Here is a 19,696-nt window from a genome sequence, read left to right as displayed (position 1 = left end):
AAACGAAGGTGAATTATTTGATGAAGGAAATCAGCTACTTTGGGGGATCGATATATGTTTTTAAACAATTTGATCATAAAAAATTTTAGGAATATCTCTTATATCAGCATTGATTTTCGTAAAGGACTCAACATATTAGTAGGGGAAAATAATACTGGCAAGTCAGCGATAATTGATGCTCTAAGGATTTGTTTCAACTATGGTAAACAAATGAGGGATATATATGTGAAGCGAAGTGATTTTCACATTAACAGACATGATCCTGATGCCAATATTGACCCAATTGAATTCCATTTACTTTTTAAGATAGAAGACCCTGCAGAGAGCGGAATTTTTATCGATTTATTGTCCCAATCTGAGGATGGAACTCAGCAATGGTTGAAGATTCATTATAAATATTATTTAGAAGATAGAAACGGAATTGAGAAAATCAGATACAACGTTTGGGGAGGAGACAACGAGGGACAACAAATTACGCCAGATGTTTTAAATTTGTTGCTTTTCGTGTATCTAGATGCACTTAGAGACGCTTCTCAGCAACTAAGGCCAGTTCGTGGTAATAGGTTAGGTGAATTATTTTCTTATCTTCGTGAGGATATTCACGGCAATCCAATTACTGATGAAAAACGGGATGAGTTAACACAAAAACTTAGGGGATCTCTAACTGGAGACCCTGATTGGAATAGTATCATTGAAACCGGAAAACAAAAGATAAATGAGCATCTTGATGAGACTTCCATAACGAATAAAAAGCAATCAGTGGAGGTTGAATTTTTACCTTTTGAATTCAGGAAAATTGTCGATAGCTTAAGAGTAATACTCCCTGTGTTTGATTCAGGCCTTCTTGGAGGAGATAACAGCAAACAAAAATACTTTGATATTCAACAAAATGGTCTTGGCTATAATAATTTACTGTACATGGCAACAGTTTTGGGAGATTTAAAGAATCGTAAACATTTAGAACCGGAGTCATACATTGCATTACTAATTGAGGAACCAGAGGCTCACTTGCACCCACAACTACAGAGTATTTATTTTAATTACCTAAGCAAGTTGGATTCGATAGGGTTTCAGATTTTTATTACTTCGCATTCACCAACAATTACAGCTAAAGCAGATCTTGATTCGCTGATTGTGGTTCAATGCCAAGACAATAATGTATCCACATATTCTCTGACAAATTCCGAACTGTCTGAAAATAACAAAAAATATCTTGGTAAGTTTCTTGATGTAACTAAATCACAATTATTTTTTTCAAATGGAGTTATTTTTGTCGAAGGTATATCAGAAGCACTTTTATTGCAAAAGTTTTCAAAAATCATGGGAAATGAGTATGATTTGGACAAAATGGGAATCGAAATTGTCATTGTTAACGGAGTTGCTTTTGAACACTTTGGAAGACTTTTCAATTCAAACGATGAAAGCAAGAGACTAAATATACGTAGTGTGATTATTACTGATGACGATAGGGATCGGGTGACAGAGGAGATCTCTTCTAGGGCACAAAATGCATTAGAGCTTAAGGAGGGCCTGCTGCATGTCGAAACTTCGACTGTAACGTTCGAATACGAGCTAATTATGGCTAGTGACTATAATAAAGATTTATTATTGAGCATTTATAAGGACATGCATCCTACATCTGCCTCAAGGATATCTGGAGACACAAGGTCTAATTTTGCACATAGTTTCCTAAGTAAAGTGGAGAGCAATAAAGCAAAATCAGAATTGGCTCATCGGCTTGCTCTAAAACTTGAAAACGATGAAACAGTTAGGAGGCAGTTTGTAGTTCCCGACTATATAAAACGTTCGATAAGTTGGGTCATTAAGGGTGAACTTAATGTTTGATAGTCTTTCGGAAATCCAACGTAAAATTGTGTTTGAGAAGAATGGTCTTTTTGCCGTTAAAGCTTGTCCCGGAAGCGGAAAAACATATACGACCGCAGCAAGATTGGCTCATAAGATAAATAATTGGCAACTACCAAGTAGGGGGATAGCAGTACTATCCTTTACTAACGTGGCATGGCAAGAAATTCGGAAAATGCTCGATCAGAACCTAGGGATGGCAATAAGTTACCCACATTACCTTGGGACGTTAGACAGTTTTATTAACAAATTTATATTTTTGCCTTTTGGACATTTGATAATGGGATGTGGGAAGAGGCCTGTTCTTGTTGGTGAACCACATGGTACATGGTCAGGCGGCAATTATGATTATGACTATGATCAGTACTTTGACTGCACAAGTTTTTCTATTACTGATGGTGTTATATCAACGACGGCAGACTTCACGAGGTTTCATTTTAAATGGAGAAATAAGGATGGTTCTGAGAGTGGGCATGTGAATAAATTGCGCGAGACAAAATTGAAGTTTTGGAGACAAGGATACGCAACGCAAGCTGACGCTAATTACTTCTCATTAAAAATTCTTGATAAGTATCCGAATATTGCACGCTCTATAGCAATGAGATTTCCAGAACTAATTATTGATGAAGCACAAGATACGTCCGAGATACAGTTAGGCATCATCAATAAATTAGTTGATAATGGTCTTGAAAATGTAATGTTAGTTGGGGATCCGGATCAAGCAATTTTCGAATGGAATGACGCCCGGCCAGATCTATTTATTAATAAATTAAACGAGTGGGAAGAGAACTCTGTCATTCTAGATGAAAATAGAAGAAGCTCTCAAAACATTTGTAATGTAACGTATAAGCTCACCTCTCGTGCTAGACCTTCGGTCGCGGTTACTGAGGCTGTTAAGAATTATGAACATGTCCCAGAGATTATTTGTTACGATCAGGACAATATTCAATCTACACTTGACTATTTTCTTCGCATATGTGAAAAACATCAAGTTGAGATGAGCCATGAAAAGGTTGCTGTTATTTTTAGAAGTAAGTCCATACAGAATTTAATTCTAACTCAGCCTGTTCAGATTGAGTATCCGTGGTTAGTAGGTAAGTATTTCGTAAGAGATTTGGCAAAAGGTAAGTATATGGCTGAGAATGGGAATGTGTTTGAAGCCTTTCGGCTGATAGAAAAAGCATTATACAAAGGATTACATAATAAAAGTTTCTGTTCCACAAATGATCTTGAGAGTTGGATCTCTGCAAGGGGCTTTATTCGTCATAGACAAGAAATAATGCATTTACTGAGGTGTTTACCTTCTCCGGTTGGTAGTATTAATGAATGGGTAAAACAGGCTTCGGATATCCTCAAGATGAACAATGTTGCAATAAGAATGAATTTAAAACCTGATTGCCCGGATTGCGATTTTGATGAATTATTTAAGATTACAACGGAAAGAAATTTAGGGTTTAGAATGGGTACTGTACATACGTTTAAAGGGGTAACTTTCGATGCTGTCCTACTCATATTAAGGGAGAAGGGTGCGCAAGGGTCATTTTATAGAACGATGCTCTCCCGCGGCTTAAATACATTCGATGATGAGGAATTAAGAATAGCTTATGTTGGCATGACTAGGCCTAGGAAATTACTTGTAATTGCGGTTCCAAGTGAACAAAGTAAGTTGGCATGGGAACAAAGGTTACTGAGATAAGTAACTCAATAAAACATCATAAGGAGTGCGAGGGCGTGATTAGATTTGTAATGATCAACAGCAAACACAAGAGTTTTAATTTTACTGAATATACAAATGATCTAATGGAAAAGGTTAAAAGTGATTTTATTACTTCAGATTTTGAGTTTTATTTAAACAAAGACCGCACTAGAAAAGCAAGCATGGAAATTAACAAAAAAGAATACATAATACAATTTACATACATAATGACTCACGGCACATTCCAACTAAAAATTGATATTTCAATGGTAAAAAAGAATGAACTTGATCTAGACCTGCATGATTTAAAAATAAAGCTAAAAGATTTAGTGATAACGGACTGGGAACAGTGTGTTTGGCTAGAGGATCGTCAATCAGAAGCATTTGCTGACAGTCTGTATAAAGATATTCACTCGGTTGAAAACTCGTTGAGGCGGCTAATTAATACTGTATTATTCTTTAACTTAGGTGGTGATTGGTGGGAAACGTATATGCCTATTGATCTCACTAAAAAATATAATCAAAGGAATGATCCATACAAACGGCGGGCGCCGAGCTTTGAAAATATTCATACAAACTTAATGTCAATTGATACAGGGGATTTAGTCAAAATCTTGGGATTCAAAACTTATAAAGTCAAAGAAGAAAACATATTTCGAGGTCATTCAATCGAATTGGAGGACCCGTTTACTGACGCAAGGCAGGTTCTTGCATTAAGTAGAGAAGAGAAGGAACACTTAAAGCAGTTCCAATATATCATGAATAATATCATTTATAACGAAGGAGCAGTAGCTCACTTTCAAACGAAGCTATCTTCACTCTTGACTAATCAATTAGAAGTCGATAAGGATTTTTGGGAGGACTATTTTTCAAATTGGTTTTCCTGTGATTTTCGCCAATTTGAAGGTCGATGGGGAGAATTCAATACTGATAGGAATCACGTTGCACATAACAAGTTGATTGATAATAAATTATATGAAAAATTTAAAACCAGCATGAGTCAATTATTTAAAATAATCACTGAGGCTGAAGATAGATTCTCAGCTTATCTTGAAACTGAAATGTCCCAGTTTCTCGATGAGCTGGAACAAATGAATGAGGCTGAGTCATTCCAAAGAGAACTAGATTATAAAAGTCTTATTGAGGAAGAAGCTGGAGTTAATATTCGCCAACGCGATTCGATAATTGAATTATTTCAAGAGCACATCACTAATATCTTCGATGAGCTAAAAGAACAGTTATATTACAGAGCTGATCTAGAAATCACATATAATGAACCACTTTTGACAGAAGATTCTGAAGTGTTTCGTATCGATTATTTAGTTGGTCAAAATAATTTAAAAGTCATGTCGGAGCCATTTATTGATGATTCAGAAGGAGCAAGTAGCTATGTTAAATTCAACATCATCTATAATGATGTTGATCTTCAGAAGAGATTTAGAATTAGTTACACAAATGGCGAAGCAGAGTACAATGAAGATCAAACCAACTACATGCCCGTTACAATCGATGATCTCTCTGTTGTAGAACTAGTAGAACTTAAGGAATACATTGAAACGCTTCTAGAAGAACATATGCCGGAAGTCGATGAAGATGAAGTGGCTGAATATGCATGTGAGTCATGTCATCAATTTACAATATTTTTATCAATTGAAAACGATGAAAAATATGAGCAAGGGAAATGTCTACATTGTGGGCATTCAAATCCAGTTGGTGAATGATAAGGTGCGACTCAATAATAAATCAATCCACAGACGGACTTTGTGATAACTGCAAGGAGTATATTGAAAAAGAATAATAAAGCAAAGTTATCATTGGTAAGGTGCAAATTAAAGTACCACTAAATACGATCTACTTGATAATTTTCTATCCTACCCGAAAGCAGCGGAATTTCGATTAAGGTTGGAATGAACCTAAAGGTGAAAGGACATACAATAAAAAAGCAAGTAACATCACCATCCCTGAAAACATTACTTTATTGTAATTGTGTATATAACAATTTGGTAATCAATTGCCGGTTAGAACAATACTTTATTGTAATTTAAAAGATAAAAGACATTCAAAAAAAGTCAGTGTTATCAATGGATATGGGAACAATACTTTATTGTAATGAATCATTGTGTTGAAGCATAAAAAACTTTGGGCAATGAGCAAAACATTGTCTTGAATCGCAAAACATTGTCCTCAAACTCACCAAGGATTGGAAATCCGTTGGGTTTTCCCGATGGATCTCCGATCCTTTTTCATTATGACGAAAGAGAAGGAATAGTAGGGGATTGGGCGAATAATTTAATGAGGAAAATACAGGCGTAGCAAGGAGATTGAAGACTTGAGGGGTAGGGGATGTTCGGGCTTCTCCTCAAGCTTCAACCTGATTATTTCATCCTACATTGCCTCAAACTTGACCCTATAAAACGACAAACATTATTATCTCGTTTTGTTCACAATTTACCCTGCTTTTACCCGATTTTTCACATGAAAAAGGACAAGCATTATTATCACCATATGGTACTCAAAAATGCCTCTCAAGCCTTGTTCTAATTGAGCTGGCGGCGTGTTGGGTGAGTGAAGGGGGAAATGACAGGGTTTTTTATTCTCATACAGATTGTTGTAAAAACCAATCAAAGTCATCTCAAAGCCTAAAAAGTCGTGTTAAAGACTAAAAAGTCATGTGACGAGCCGAGCGAAATTCAGGTATTCACTCCTGTTTTTCCTCGGCTCTTTTCTTAAATCAGGGGAGAGGATTTATTGGGAGGGGAGAAGAAGAAAATCCTTGTGGTACAAAGGATTCAAACGTTTTTCTCCTGTTTTTTCTCGATCATTTCCTCCGATTATCTTTTGCACTATCCCGAATCTGTTTCCCTGCCTTTCCCCCTGCTCTTAGTTCGACTTTAATTGCTTTTTTGACCCCGTTTTTTCACGTCGTAATCCCTGTTTTTCCCAGAACCCTATGACGACTATAATTACATTGGTAATTTTTGGTATATGGTGTAAAGAGGCGGAGAAGCCTTGTGGCTGTAAGGATGAGAGTGGATGGGGAAAGGTGACATGGGCGAGACGACTTTAATTGCGAGGCACAGTGAAATAGCAAGATACAACAAGGCAGAGTAGAAATTAAGGGTAAAGGAAAAGAAAGGGAAAAGAGATCTCTTACACCTAAAACCTTACCTCTACTTTGCCTTAAACCTTATATCTACTCTGGAACATTATTTTTATTTCAAAATCAGTGCAAAATTGGTACATAAATGAGGAAAAAGCGGGAGAAAGGCAGGAACGTTATTATTCTTTAAGAGATCGTAGAGTTAAGGGTTAAGGGGGCGTGAGCCTTAGAGGGAGAAGCGATTGAGGGGAAAAGGGGGAGGAGGAGCGGGGGAACGTTATTTTAATTTGAGGACAGAAGATGGAGCGACATATGAAGATGAATTAGAAAAAAGGCTGATTGAAGTTTTTAGAAAGCTTGATGATTATGACAAGAACGAAATAATTGAGTTTATACGAGTGAAAATAAATTTAAGATCAATTTAATTGTTCAGTGCTTAAATTAAGATAAGGCTCATCTTAAAGCAATATATAATAACTGAAAAATAAAGTCTTTCCTTAGTGCTAATAATTTCTTTTTAAGCATTACATGTTACTCGCGTACGTTCTTTAAAAGTTCATTGGAAATGGAATATCTAGCGGAGGACGTAGCCCAAGCGAAGGCGAAGGGATGGTCCTTTTTATTAAACTATCGGGTAGTTTAGCGTGGAAAACAAAGGAGGCTCCGAATCAGTTGGAGCCTCTTTTACTGGAGTATATATTGTTTAATTATCGACATAATGCAATTCGCCATCAGAGCGTTAAGGAAGGATTATTTGATTTCTTCAGATAGAGAAGCAGGTTTACCGTTCTTAATTAGGAATACATTGACCAAAATAGCTAGTAAGCTTGTGATAAAAATAATCAGTCCTAATGGTATGGCAGAGTATTCACCAGCCAATCCTACAAGCGGAGATGCAACAGAACCTAATAAAAATGGCAAGATACCAAACAGTGCGGAAGCACTTCCAGCAATGTGACCTTGTGACTCTATTGCTAATGTAAAAGAAATCGGTCCAACAATCCCTAATGATATATTGGATGAAAATAGCGCAATAACTAACGCGGCTAATGGTCCGTGAGAAAAAACTACGACAAGAACCGCAAGACTAAAAATAAACGAAGATAACAGACCAATTAGAAATATATTATGTGAAGAAATTCGTCCTGCCAGACGTTTTACTAACTGAGCTCCTATCATTAAACTAATTCCATTCAAAGCGAATAATATAGAAAATATTTGAGGAGATATACCATAAATCTTTTGATAAATAAAAGGACTTCCTGAAATATAAGCGAAACAGCCTGCAAATAAAAAGCCAGATGCAAGACCATAACCTATAAATGTTCCACTCCGAAGCAAGCTTTTATAGTTCTCCAATAACTCCTTAAAATTACTTGAAACACGCTGCTCTACAGGTAATGTTTCCTTCATTCTCCAAATAGTCATTATTGTTAAGTATATTCCTACTATGCCTGTAAGAATAAAAACACCAACCCATGAGGTAAAGGATATAATAGAACTCCCTAAAAGGGGCGAAATTAATGGGGTAACACTGGTTATTGTCGTAAGAAGTGCAAAAAACTTTGTTAATTCAACCCCATTATAAACATCACGTACCATTGCACGAGCGATAACAAGTCCTGCAGAAGCCGAAAATCCTTGTGTAAAACGCAGCGCAATAAACACTTCAACATTTGGAGAAAAAGCACAACCGATAGAGGAAATGAAAAACAATATCATCGAAAATAGTAACGGTTTACGTCTGCCATGTACATCGCTTAAGGGACCAATTATTATTTGACCTAAGCTTAATCCTAACAGGGCAGATGTCAAACTTGCTTGAACCATGGATGCGTTTGTTTCAAAAAACTTCATGATTTGTGGAAATGATGAAAGATACATGTCAACAGTAAATGGTCCCAATGCACAAAATACTGCTAACAAAAGAGCAAATCTTACAGGATGATTATTAACTTTGTGACTCATTTATAACTCCTCTTTGAAATTTTAATTAAACAAAAACACACTCCAAGTTTTTGTTGGCATGAAACTAACTACTGGTTTATTTCTTTTCTATCTTGCCACACAAATGTTGATGTTCTTTTAGCAATCAACCACTTTCCGTTTTCGAAGACATATTCATCTTTATACGAAACTGCCGAAGTGTTATTGATTTTTTTGCCATTCACTGAATTAATTAGGTCTACCCGGCAATAAAGTGTCCCTTGCGCTTTATTACCGTTAATCGATACGACATGTTGACCATTGATATGATAAACGATTTCGAAATTTGATAGGAAGGCTTCAAAAGCAGTTCCTATTTCTTGCGTCCCCTTTAAACTTGAAGTCAACTCACCGTTTACATATGAATCCACTGTAGCATCTTTTGTAAATAGCTCTGTTTGCCTCCAGACTTCTTTCTTATCCGCAAGTATGGAAAAATTATCAACAAGCTCCCTAAGAGCCCTTACGTTTTCTAATTCGTTAATTCTCTCTGCGATATCGTTTGTTTGGTTCATGTTTTTCCTCCTGATGGTTAAATTGGAAGGTGGGGATGTAGGTTAAAGATAAAATCCTTCTATTAAATGTTGAATTTTCTGCTATTTAACATCTTTACACGTTCAAGATCACCAACAGTATGGAACAAGCTTTTTCTTGTATCTAACTCGGCTATTTTTCCCATCTCTTCTTGGCTTAATTCGAAATCGAAGATATTGAAATTTTCGACGATTCTTTCTTTACGAACAGATTTTGGAATCACTACTACTTCTCTTTGTGTTAACCAACGTAAAACAACTTGTGCAACTGTTTTGTTATGCTTTTGAGCAATGGAAACTAAAACTTCATTTTGGAAGATGTTTAGTTTTCCTTCAGCTAAAGGTCCCCAAGATTCTATTTGGACATGATTTTCTTTCATAAATTTAACACTTTCTGTTTGCTGGAAGAATGGGTGATTTTCAACTTGATTGACAGCAGGAACCACTTTATTATTCATCATCAAATCCAACAGCCGGTCCATTTGGAAATTGCTAACCCCAATAGCTTTGATTTTACCCTCACGATATAATTCCTCCATCGCACGCCAAGAACCATAAACATCACCATACGGTTGATGAATTAAATACAAATCCAAATAATCTAACTGCAATCTATTTAGTGATTTTTCAAATGCTTTCTTTGTGTTTTCAAAACCGGCATCCTGAATCCAGAGCTTCGTAGTAATAAATATTTCCTCTCTAGGTATACCACTGCGTTTGATTGCTCTTCCGACTGCTTCTTCATTTTGATAAGCCGCAGCCGTATCAATCAGACGATAACCAGCCATAAGAGCATCGTATACACATTGTTCACATTCTTTTGCATCATTGATTTGAAATACACCAAAGCCGATAATCGGCATCTCAACACCATTATTTAACTTTACTTTTTGCATATAAAACCCCCTGTCATGGGTATGTATTTCTTATGCCCATTTTATCATACAACCGTATGTTATCTTACGACTGTATGTTATTATAAATATAGGCGTGCTGCAATGGTCAATTAAATTGCTTCTGCACGTTAACGAACAACTGTGTAGATAAGTGTTCAATTTTTAGGGGGATTTGGTGATGCAATTATGTCGAGAGTAGACCGACGAATAGTCAAAAGTAAAGAAGCAATAATTAAGGCTGTGATTGAATTGATGTCTGAGAAGGACTTTGATGATATTTCCATTCAGGACATTGCTGATCGGGCAAACGTTACCAGGGGGACCATCTACGTTCATTACGGCGATAAGTTCGACCTGCTAGATAAACTAATAACAAACCATCTTAACCAACTAAAAGAGATTTATAAATCGACATCAGAAATGGACTTTATTGAAGGGACTCAGATATGTTTTGAATATTTTCAGTGTAATTATTCATTTTATTTAACGATGTTAAAGGGTAAAGGAGCCCCTTCTTTTCGTACTCGACTGCTTGAAACGCTTATCGAAGAAGGCGAAAATGACAAAGACATAACAAAGGGTAAAAATTCGAATTTGAACAAAGACATAGTTGTTCAATTTTTCGGAATGGCTTACGTAGGGGTAGTAGAATGGTGGATTCTAAATGGAATGCCTTATCCACCACAAGTCATGGCAGAACAAGTAGGAGTGCTATTGGAAAGAAACTTATAAATTTATTGACCAAAATGGACGCTTTCGCAGTGTTAGCATTTTTCCGAAATCGATGCTTGACTTGGAGTTAACTCCATATGGGATAATATCGCCATATCTATGGACACAAAATCATGAAAGGAAAGATGGAAATGGAATACGTGAAATTGGGAAATACCGGGATGGACGTATCTAGGCTTTGTCTTGGCTGCATGAGTTTTGGCGATGCGAGCCGGTGGACGCATCCCTGGATTCTCGACGAGGAACGCAGTCGTCCTATCATCAAAAAAGCTCTTGATCTCGGCATCAATTTTTTCGATACAGCCAACGTATATTCGACGGGCGCGAGTGAGGAAATTGTAGGCAGGGCTTTGAAGGATTACGCGAATCGGGACGAGATCGTCATAGCGACGAAGGTTCATTTCCGTATGCATCAAGGACCTAACGGAGCCGGGCTTTCCCGCAAGGCCATCTTGAGTGAAATCGATAAAAGCTTGAAGCGACTCGGGACGGATTATGTGGATCTGTACCAAATACACCGCTGGGACTACGATACGCCAATTGAAGAAACAATGGAAGCTTTGCATGATGTGGTGAAGGCAGGAAAAGCGAGATACATAGGTGCTTCCGCGATGTTCGCTTGGCAATTCCTCAAAGCTCTGCATGTTGCGGAGATACACGGCTTGACCCGGTTCGTATCGATGCAGAACCATTACAACCTACAGTACCGCGAAGAGGAACGGGAGATGCTCCCGCTCTGCAAAGAAGAGAAGATTGGCGTAATTCCGTATAGCCCGCTGGCATCCGGAAGGTTGCTGCGCGATCCAGGAGAAACGACTCCTCGATTCGAAACCGATCAAGCACAGAAGTCGAAGTATGATGCGATGATGACGGCCGACCGCCCGATCGCAGAACGGGTTGCGGCTATCGCGGCGCTGCGCGGCGTTCCCCGCGTTCAAATCGCGCTAGCCTGGATGTTGCAAAAGGAGATCGTAACATCACCTATCATTGGAGTGACGAGTTTGTTCCAGCTCGAAGAAGCGGTACCTGCACTGTCTGTTAAGTTGACTCCGGAAGAAATCGCATCACTTGAGGAACCGTATGTGCCACACCCTGTCGTCGGAGCTGTGAAACCACGTTCATGACCGGGAAAACTGTACCAACACGGGAAAGAAGGTGATAGGTGGCATGGCGATGACAATCGCAGAAGTGAGCGAAAAATTTGGGCTTTCCCAAGATACACTTCGTTATTATGAACGCATCGGATTGATTCCTCCCGTTACCCGAAATAGAAGCGGCAATCGGGAATATTCGGAGGAAGATATCAAGTGGGTTGATTTTATCAAATGCATGAGGCAGAGCGCAGGGCTTCCTGTCGAAGCATTGATCGAATATGTGGCTCTTTTTCAACAGGGAGACAACACGCTCGTCACCCGTAAGGAACTGCTGGTCGAGCAACGAGACCGGCTAGCGGCCAAACTCGAGGAAATGACGAGCACGTTAGTACGACTTAATGATAAAATTGTTCGATATGAACAGACGATTGTGTTGAAAGAGAAAACGTTGCATAAGAGAAATTAATGTTGACATATTCTTCATAAAGGGTCCCGTCTAAATGAACGGAACCTTTTATTGATGGATTTACACGGCACCTGCTCGTAATGCCACAACACGTTCGTACGAAACTTAAGTGCTCGTGACAATTCTACGAATGAATGAATGTTACTGCACTGCCGTTTCATTTTTTGAATTCTAGAATTTGGTGAGGAGGTTACGCAATGAAAGAAGTTATACTTTGGACCGGTGCTGGACAGATTGGCATGGCGATAGCTAGAAGGATTGGTTTCGGTAAGAAAATTATTGTTGGTGATAAGAACCTAGAAAATGCTAAGGCTATTACAAAAATTATGAAAGAAGCCGGATTTGATGTAGAGCCTGTGGAAACGGATATTTCATCTAGAGAATCTATTATAAATTTGATTGCAGAAGGTCAAAAGTATGGTGAAATCACTGCTCTTATCAATGCAGCAGGCGTGTCCCCTAGTCAGGCACCTATTGAAATGATTCTGAAGGTCGATTTGTACGGAACCGCAGTATTGCTAGAGGAAGTAGGTAAGGTCATAGCTCCTAGAGGCGTTGGTGTGACAATTTCCAGTCAATCTGGACACAGAATGCATCAATTGGGAATTGAGATTGATGAACAGCTGGCAACAACACCAACTGAAGAACTCCTTAGTTTGGAAGTCCTTCGTCCAGAAAATATCAAGGATACGTTGCACGCTTATCAAATGGCGAAACGGTGCAATGTGAAACGCGTTATGTTTGAATCTATACGTTGGGGGGAGAAAGGCGCTCGTATCAATTCCATTTCTCCAGGGATTATTGTAACGCCATTGGCTATAGATGAGTTCAATGGTCCAAGAGGAGAGTTCTACAAGAATATGTTTGCAAAATGCCCTGTCGGTCGTCCTGGAACAGCTGATGAGGTTGCAAATGTAGCTGAGCTGTTGATGATGCCACAGGGAGCTTTCATCACCGGGTCTGATTTCCTAATTGACGGTGGAGCCACGGCTTCATATTTTTACGGACCACTTAAACCTGAAGAATAATGAAAGAAAACTCGAACTGCTGTTTCAATATGTGCTATTGCATTTGCGATTGAGTAACAGACTATTGTCGCGATTAATGAAATGATCATTCGTCCGACCCGTCAACAAATCAAACAAAGGAGTGGAATGATTATGGAGTATACGAAACTTGGAAACACCGGTTTAGATGTATCTCGAATTTGCCTTGGTTGTATGGGCTTCGGTGTAGCAGAGCGCTGGACACACCCATGGGTTATCAACGAAGAACAGAGCCGCCCGATTATTAAAAGGGCACTTGAACTAGGCATTAATTTTTTTGACACAGCAAATATATACTCAGATGGAACAAGTGAGGAAATTGTGGGGCGGGCGCTAAAGGAGTATGCAAATCGGGATGAAATTGTCCTTGCCACGAAAGTTTGGGGGCGTATGCATCAAGGTCCAAACGGCGCAGGGCTATCCCGGAAGGCAATCATGAGCGAAATTGATAAAAGCCTCAAGAGACTCGGAACCGACTACGTCGATTTGTATCTAATCCATCGTTGGGACTACACGACACCTATCGAAGAGACCATGGAAGCCATGCATGATGTCGTGAAAGCTGGCAAAGCAAGATACATTGGTGCTTCAGCGATGTATGCTTGGCAGTTCCTAAAGGCACTTCATGTCGCAGAGAAAAATGGGTGGACACGGTTTGTATCCATGCAGAACCATTTAAACCTCATATATCGTGAAGAGGAACGCGAGATGCTGCCTCTTTGTAGGGAAGAAAAAATCGGTGTAACTCCATATAGCCCGCTTGCATCAGGAAGGTTGACGCGTGATCGCGGGGAAACAACACATCGTTCCGAAACCGATGAAGTGCAAAAAAGAAAATACAATGCAATGGCAAATGCAGATCAATTGATTGTGGATCGCGCGGCGGAACTTGCAAACAAACATGGAGTCCCCCGCTCACATATCGCACTTGCTTGGTTGTTGCAAAAACAACCGGTAACAGCACCTATTGTTGGGGCAACAAAGTTATCTCACCTTGAAGATGCAGTCGGTGCGCTTTCAGTGAAGTTAACACCCGAAGAAATTGCGTATGTAGAAGAACCGTATGTACCACATCCGGTGGTTGGTGCAAACTGATCTTCAAAATGGCTGCCGGGCACAATGGCGGCGATTGTCTTTCCTTCGCACGATGTTGGCTTGTGAATAAAGAATGTAACGGGAGGATATGAAATGGAAAAAGTGATTTTGAACAATGGTATTGAAATGCCGATAATCGGCTTTGGTGTATATCAGATTCCAGATGCGAATGAATGTGAACAAGTTGTTTATGATGCCATTATGACAGGCTATCGTCTAATCGATACTGCTGCCTCTTATATGAACGAAGAAGCGGTCGGCAGAGCCATCAAACGTAGTGGTGTGCCCAGAGAGGAATTATTTATTACAACAAAACTTTGGGTTCAGGATACGGGTTATGAGAACACAAAGAAAGCATTCGAAAAATCACTTCACAAATTGCAATTGGATTATTTGGATTTGTACCTCATTCATCAACCGTTTGGTGATGTTTTTGGTTCTTGGCGAGCTATGCAGGAATTGTACCACGAAGGAAAGGTCAAGGCAATTGGAGTGAGTAACTTTAGAGATGACCGTCTGCTTGATTTAACGCTTCGCAATGAAGTTATCCCTGCCGTAAATCAGGTTGAAACGCACCCTTTCAACCAACAAATCGAAAGTGCAAAACTGATGAAAGAGTACAATGTTCAAATCGAGTCTTGGGCACCTTTTGCTGAAGGAAGAAATGACCTCTTTCATAACGAAGTTTTAGTATCTATAGCTGAAAAGCATCAAAAATCGGTTGCCCAAGTGGTTTTACGTTGGTTGACCCAACGAGGCGTAGTTGTGATTCCAAAGTCGGTACGGAAGGAAAGAATCATTGAAAACTTCAATATCTTCGACTTTGAATTAAGCCAAGAGGATATGGGAAAAATAGCCACTTTAGACACCGGTAAAAGCCTGTTCTTTTCCCATAATGACCCTGAAATCGTGAAATGGATGGCTACGCGTAAACTTGATATTTAATGCTGCCGCCCCAATTTGATTAATCATCTTGGGGCAATTTTTTGGAAGAATGGACCCCTGTAGCATAATTTCCCCATTGAAGGAGGCTACTTAGAAATGCATGAACGAAGATGAACAAAAAATATTAGCCATTTATCAGCGGATAGACGATGCGATGGTTAATAAAGATACCGAGGTATTAGAGAACATTTTGGATAATAACTATATCCTTGTTCACATGACCGGTTATCGACAATGTAAGCAAGAATGGCTTGAACAAATAGAAAATGAAGAAATGAGATACTTCAAAACCATGCCTCAAAAAACTGAAATCACGATATCGGGTAAAACAGCTGTTCTTATTTGCGATACAAAAATTGACGCTAGAATTTATGGTTTTAGAAATACTTGGAGTATGACACTTAAAATGCAATTTGAGAAACTCGGAGAGAAATGGTATCCGGTACTTGCTAAGGCAACAAGTAATTAATAAAACAAAGGCTGATTTTGAATATGACAAACGTTTTAATCCTTGGAGCAAGAGAACTCGCCCCTCTCACATCGGCAGCCTATGGAGCAAACAGAGGCTAGCTAAATTTATGATGACAAAGGCAAGGGGTCTAAGCAAGTGCTCGTTATAGTTAAATCGATCAAAAATTCCTATCCAACAAGACCCCTGTCTGTTCAGCCATAACCCGAGGTGGGAGTGGCATTTCATTCTTGAACCACCATTCCACGGCCCCCACGACAGCTGCCCCAAAGAATTGTAGAATAACCTCTTCACTTAAGCCTTGATTTTTTCCTTCGGTTACATCTACTTCAACCTTATACTCTTGGACAACTAAATCAAGGAATCGACTACGAAAATAAGCTGCACTTTTAGTATTTAACATTATTGAAAAGAACAAATGATTGTCTGCAAAGTATTCGAACCAGACATAATTTCCTTCTTTAAAAGTCATTTCGGATGCAGAGTGGCAAAGATCACGGAGATTGCTTATGTGTTCTTCGATAATCTTATCAAGTAAGTCATATTTATCCATGTAGTGGAGATAAATTGTACCTCGATTAACATCCGCCCTGTCTGAAATATCCCGGATTGTAATGTCATCGAAGTTTTTTTCAGCCATCAGTTCAACAATTGCTTTCTTTATTGCTTCTTGAGATTTGAGTACCCTTCTATCTACTTTAGTCATTCTAAATTCACCCTTCTTAGATAATCGGCAATTTATGATGGTTTGTTGATTAATCAACACATCGCAAGATATTGACCATTGAATGTATTTTCTTTCCGCTTAGAATTATAAACGTGAGTTGATTAAACAATCAATGTTCGTTTAGGGTTACTGGAAATACCAAGTTTAAAGGAGGATGCAATTCATGGACACGTGGCTGAAAGAAGAACTGCACAAGATCGCTGAAGCTGATGACCTGCACATCTCGCCATTCCGTGAAGACGGAGTAACCTACGGCACCCCGACTTGGATATGGTCCGTAGTGGTTGGCGACTCACTCTATGTCCGTGCCTACTATGGGCAGAACTCCCGTTGGTACCAGGCAGCACTACGGCAGAAGGCGGGGCGAATTACTGTCGCTGGCACGACGAAGGAAGTCAGTTTCGAACCGATCGATGGGCAGATCAACGATCTCATCGACAATGCGTACCGTGCGAAATACAATGGCAGCCCCTATCTAAACTCGATGATCAGCACACGAGCCCGTTCTGCGACAGTCAAGGTTGCGCCGCGCGAAACCAACGCCTGATGTACATCAATAAAGCTTCTCATTTGACCATTATTTAAGGAAAAAAGGGAGGAATAATGAAATGGATTATACGAAACTTGGGAATACCGGCTTGGATGTATCTCGGATTTGTCTTGGCTGTATGGGCTTCGGCGACGCAGAGAAAGGGCATCATCGATGGGTGCTTGATGAGGAGAGTGCTCGTCCAATCATAAAAAAAGCTTTGGAGCTTGGAATCAATTTTTTCGATACAGCGAATGTGTATGCTGAGGGGACAAGTGAGGAAATTGTTGGAGGAGCATTAAAGGATTATGCTAACCGTGATGAAATTGTCATCGCGACTAAGATAAATGGACGAATGCATCAAGGACCCAACGGCGCCGGACTTTCCCGCAAAGCGATCATGAGCGAAATCGATAAGAGCCTTAAGAGACTCGGAACCGACTACGTTGATTTGTATCAAATTCATCGTTGGGATTACAACACGCCCATCGAAGAGACGATGGAGGCACTTCATGATGTGGTGAAGGCCGGCAAAGCGAGGTATATCGGCGCTTCCGCCATGTACGCATGGCAGTTCCAAAAGGCGTTACATGTAGCTGAGAAAAATGGGTGGACACGATTTGTATCGATGCAGAATCATTTAAACCTCATTTACCGCGAAGAGGAGCGAGAGATGCTGCCGCTTTGTAAGGAAGAAAAAATCGGGGTCATTCCTTATAGCCCACTCGCAGGAGGAAGATTGGCTCGTGAGGCATCCACACATCGTGCCGAAACCGATCAAATTGCAAAACAAAAATATGATGCAACAGCAGATGCGGATCAGCTTGTGGTAGACCGGGTTGCGAGTCTCGCAGAAAAACATAGCGTTCGCCGGGTTCAAATCGCAATTGCGTGGCTTCTGCACAAAGAACCGGTAACCGCCCCCATCGTCGGTGCTACAAAAATTTCCCATCTCGAGGATGCGGAAGCTGCTCTTTCCATTAAATTAACACCTGAAGAAATTGCGTTTTTGGAGGAACCGTATGTACCGCACCGAGTCGTTGGGCATTTTTAATTTAACATCGTGCTGACGACTTAATCGGCACCCGTTATATGGACCCCTTTAAAGTGTACGGTCTTTAGAAATGGCGATGGTATTCTTTGCGGTTGTATATATGATTGGATTCCTTGCTATATGAATATTTATACCATCTATGCCTGTTGAAGAAAGACTTTCCTAAAGATAATCAAAAATATTATTTTTCTGTTCAATAATCAACGAATTGCGATCTTTTAACCATTGAAAGCATCTTGGTTCCATTTATAATTATAAACAGATGTTGATTAATTTGAGGTGTTTGTTCACAAATTACAGGAGGTTATATATGATTACTGCTAATGCACGTGCTACATTTAGTCCAGAAGGTCCGTTCAAACTGACCACGATCGAACGTAGGGACCTCCAGCCGCATGATGTCCTCATTGAGATTAAGTACGCCGGAATTTGCCACTCTGACATTCACACCGCTCGCGGCGAGTGGGGACCAGTCCAATATCCTCTCGTTCCAGGGCACGAGATCGCCGGAATTGTCACCCAGGTTGGTTCGGAAGTCACAAAGTATGCCGTTGGAGACCGAGTAGGGGTAGGCTGCATGGTTGACTCCTGCGGAGAGTGCAGTAACTGCGATAAGGGGGAAGAGCAGTATTGCCTTAATGGAATGACCGGCACCTATGGGGCTATCGACAGGTATGGGCAGTATACGCAGGGCGGTTATTCCACCCACATCGTCGTAACGGAAGACTTCGTGGTTCGAATTCCTGATGGTATTGAGCTGGACGTCGCCGCTCCGCTTTTGTGTGCCGGTATTACAACGTACTCGCCGCTGCGCCATTGGGGAGCTGCTCCTGGCAAGAAGGTAGCTGTAGTTGGACTTGGCGGGCTTGGACACATGGCTGTGAAGCTCGCTCATGCCATGGGGGCAGAGGTTACCGTTCTATCTCAATCATTGAAGAAAAAAGAAGACGGTTTGCGGCTTGGCGCGGACCAATATTATGCTACGAGCGATCCAGAGACATTTAAGAAATTGGCTGGTTCGTTCGACCTCATTGTGAATACAGTGAGCGCAAAGATCGATATCAGTGCTTACCTCTCGCTACTGGCGCTGGACGGTACAATGGTCAACGTCGGTGCGCCAGCGGATCCGTTGTCTGTTAATGTATTCTCCCTAATCGGTCATCGTCGGTCGTTTGCTGGATCGATGATCGGTGGAATTCGGGAAACGCAGGAAATGTTAGACTTTTGCGCGGAACACCACATTGCTCCTGAGATCGAAGTTATTTCCGCCAAGCAGATTGATGAAGCTTGGGAGCGCGTACTCGCTTCAGATGTCCGGTATCGATTTGTGATTGACATCAGCACGATGGAGAATGAATAACGAGCAATCCCAGATAAGTTTAAGGGGCATACCTATATCGGTGCGCTTCTTTACTTTGGAGGAAAACCTGCCAACCCACGATAACAAAAGAGCGCCCTGACAAAG

Annotated in this window: 18 protein-coding genes; 14 read left to right on the top strand and 4 right to left on the bottom strand. The window is 40.1% G+C overall.

The window, feature by feature from the left end; genetic code table 11:
* Nucleotides 1–54: 54 nt before the first annotated feature.
* From J2Z20_RS10750 to J2Z20_RS10735, 4 genes are all read left to right on the top strand, one after another.
* The gene (locus J2Z20_RS10750) at nucleotides 55–1,845 is read left to right on the top strand and encodes an ATP-dependent nuclease (RefSeq protein ID WP_209849429.1); all 1,791 of its coding nucleotides are present in this window, start codon (nucleotides 55–57) and stop codon (nucleotides 1,843–1,845) included.
* Nucleotides 1,838–3,559 carry an ATP-dependent helicase gene (locus J2Z20_RS10745; RefSeq protein WP_209849427.1) on the top strand — a complete coding sequence of 574 codons (1,722 nt, stop codon included), beginning with the start codon at nucleotides 1,838–1,840 and terminating at the stop codon, nucleotides 3,557–3,559. Before J2Z20_RS10750 ends, J2Z20_RS10745 begins: the two co-directional genes overlap by 8 nt.
* 35 nt (nucleotides 3,560–3,594) lie before the next feature.
* Nucleotides 3,595–5,280, top strand: a complete 1,686-nt coding sequence (locus J2Z20_RS10740) for a hypothetical protein (RefSeq protein ID WP_209849424.1) — start codon at nucleotides 3,595–3,597, stop codon at nucleotides 5,278–5,280.
* 1,621 nt (nucleotides 5,281–6,901) lie between these two features.
* The gene (locus tag J2Z20_RS10735) at nucleotides 6,902–7,084 is read left to right on the top strand and encodes a hypothetical protein (RefSeq protein ID WP_209849421.1); all 183 of its coding nucleotides are present in this window, start codon (nucleotides 6,902–6,904) and stop codon (nucleotides 7,082–7,084) included.
* A 325-nt stretch (nucleotides 7,085–7,409) separates the two neighbouring features.
* Here J2Z20_RS10735 and J2Z20_RS10730 read toward each other — a convergent pair whose 3' ends face one another.
* The 3 genes from J2Z20_RS10730 to J2Z20_RS10720 form a co-directional block, all read right to left on the bottom strand.
* On the bottom strand, nucleotides 7,410–8,627 hold the full coding sequence (locus tag J2Z20_RS10730) for a multidrug effflux MFS transporter (protein WP_209849419.1): 1,218 nt from the start codon (nucleotides 8,625–8,627) through the stop codon (nucleotides 7,410–7,412).
* Between the two features lie 68 nt (nucleotides 8,628–8,695).
* Complete coding sequence (locus J2Z20_RS10725) at nucleotides 8,696–9,160, bottom strand: nuclear transport factor 2 family protein (protein WP_209849415.1); 465 nt, start codon at nucleotides 9,158–9,160, stop codon at nucleotides 8,696–8,698.
* 62 nt (nucleotides 9,161–9,222) lie between these two features.
* The gene (locus J2Z20_RS10720) at nucleotides 9,223–10,074 is read right to left on the bottom strand and encodes an aldo/keto reductase (RefSeq protein WP_209849411.1); all 852 of its coding nucleotides are present in this window, start codon (nucleotides 10,072–10,074) and stop codon (nucleotides 9,223–9,225) included.
* A gap of 186 nt (nucleotides 10,075–10,260) precedes the next feature.
* On the opposite strand from J2Z20_RS10720, the gene J2Z20_RS10715 reads away from it, so the two are divergent.
* The 7 genes from J2Z20_RS10715 (at nucleotide 10,261) to J2Z20_RS10685 (ending at nucleotide 15,921) form a co-directional block, all read left to right on the top strand.
* Nucleotides 10,261–10,806, top strand: coding sequence for a TetR/AcrR family transcriptional regulator (locus tag J2Z20_RS10715; protein ID WP_209849408.1), 546 nt, complete (start codon nucleotides 10,261–10,263; stop codon nucleotides 10,804–10,806).
* Nucleotides 10,807–10,937: 131 nt separating this feature from the next.
* Complete coding sequence (locus J2Z20_RS10710; RefSeq protein WP_209849406.1) at nucleotides 10,938–11,930, top strand: aldo/keto reductase; 993 nt, start codon at nucleotides 10,938–10,940, stop codon at nucleotides 11,928–11,930.
* A 49-nt stretch (nucleotides 11,931–11,979) separates the two neighbouring features.
* On the top strand, nucleotides 11,980–12,366 hold the full coding sequence (locus tag J2Z20_RS10705; protein WP_415640036.1) for a MerR family transcriptional regulator: 387 nt from the start codon (nucleotides 11,980–11,982) through the stop codon (nucleotides 12,364–12,366).
* 197 nt (nucleotides 12,367–12,563) lie between these two features.
* Nucleotides 12,564–13,394: an SDR family oxidoreductase gene (locus tag J2Z20_RS10700; RefSeq protein WP_209849400.1), complete on the top strand. Its 831-nt coding sequence runs from the start codon at nucleotides 12,564–12,566 to the stop codon at nucleotides 13,392–13,394.
* A gap of 132 nt (nucleotides 13,395–13,526) precedes the next feature.
* Nucleotides 13,527–14,507, top strand: coding sequence for an aldo/keto reductase (locus J2Z20_RS10695; RefSeq protein ID WP_209849396.1), 981 nt, complete (start codon nucleotides 13,527–13,529; stop codon nucleotides 14,505–14,507).
* Nucleotides 14,508–14,600: 93 nt separating this feature from the next.
* Entirely contained in the window at nucleotides 14,601–15,452 is an 852-nt protein-coding gene (locus J2Z20_RS10690; RefSeq protein ID WP_209849393.1) for an aldo/keto reductase, read from the top strand.
* Between the two features lie 100 nt (nucleotides 15,453–15,552).
* Nucleotides 15,553–15,921 carry a nuclear transport factor 2 family protein gene (locus tag J2Z20_RS10685; protein ID WP_209849390.1) on the top strand — a complete coding sequence of 123 codons (369 nt, stop codon included), beginning with the start codon at nucleotides 15,553–15,555 and terminating at the stop codon, nucleotides 15,919–15,921.
* 160 nt (nucleotides 15,922–16,081) lie between these two features.
* On the opposite strand, the gene J2Z20_RS10680 is transcribed toward J2Z20_RS10685, so the two are convergent.
* Nucleotides 16,082–16,627 carry a TetR/AcrR family transcriptional regulator gene (locus J2Z20_RS10680; RefSeq protein WP_209849387.1) on the bottom strand — a complete coding sequence of 182 codons (546 nt, stop codon included), beginning with the start codon at nucleotides 16,625–16,627 and terminating at the stop codon, nucleotides 16,082–16,084.
* 184 nt (nucleotides 16,628–16,811) lie between these two features.
* On the opposite strand from J2Z20_RS10680, the gene J2Z20_RS10675 reads away from it, so the two are divergent.
* The 3 genes from J2Z20_RS10675 to J2Z20_RS10665 all read left to right on the top strand — a co-directional run bounded on the left by J2Z20_RS10675 (nucleotide 16,812) and on the right by J2Z20_RS10665 (nucleotide 19,591).
* Nucleotides 16,812–17,195 (top strand): DUF2255 family protein, encoded by a 384-nt coding sequence (locus J2Z20_RS10675; RefSeq protein ID WP_209849384.1) that lies wholly within the window; start codon nucleotides 16,812–16,814, stop codon nucleotides 17,193–17,195.
* A gap of 61 nt (nucleotides 17,196–17,256) precedes the next feature.
* Complete coding sequence (locus tag J2Z20_RS10670; RefSeq protein WP_209849372.1) at nucleotides 17,257–18,231, top strand: aldo/keto reductase; 975 nt, start codon at nucleotides 17,257–17,259, stop codon at nucleotides 18,229–18,231.
* A 310-nt stretch (nucleotides 18,232–18,541) separates the two neighbouring features.
* Complete coding sequence (locus J2Z20_RS10665; RefSeq protein WP_209849369.1) at nucleotides 18,542–19,591, top strand: NAD(P)-dependent alcohol dehydrogenase; 1,050 nt, start codon at nucleotides 18,542–18,544, stop codon at nucleotides 19,589–19,591.
* The last annotated feature ends 105 nt before the right edge of the window (nucleotides 19,592–19,696 follow it).

Origin of the sequence: Paenibacillus sediminis, from assembly GCF_017873765.1 — a bacterium.
Classification (GTDB): domain Bacteria; phylum Bacillota; class Bacilli; order Paenibacillales; family Paenibacillaceae; genus Paenibacillus_AG; species Paenibacillus_AG sediminis.
This window is presented reverse-complemented; position numbering and strand designations above follow the sequence as displayed.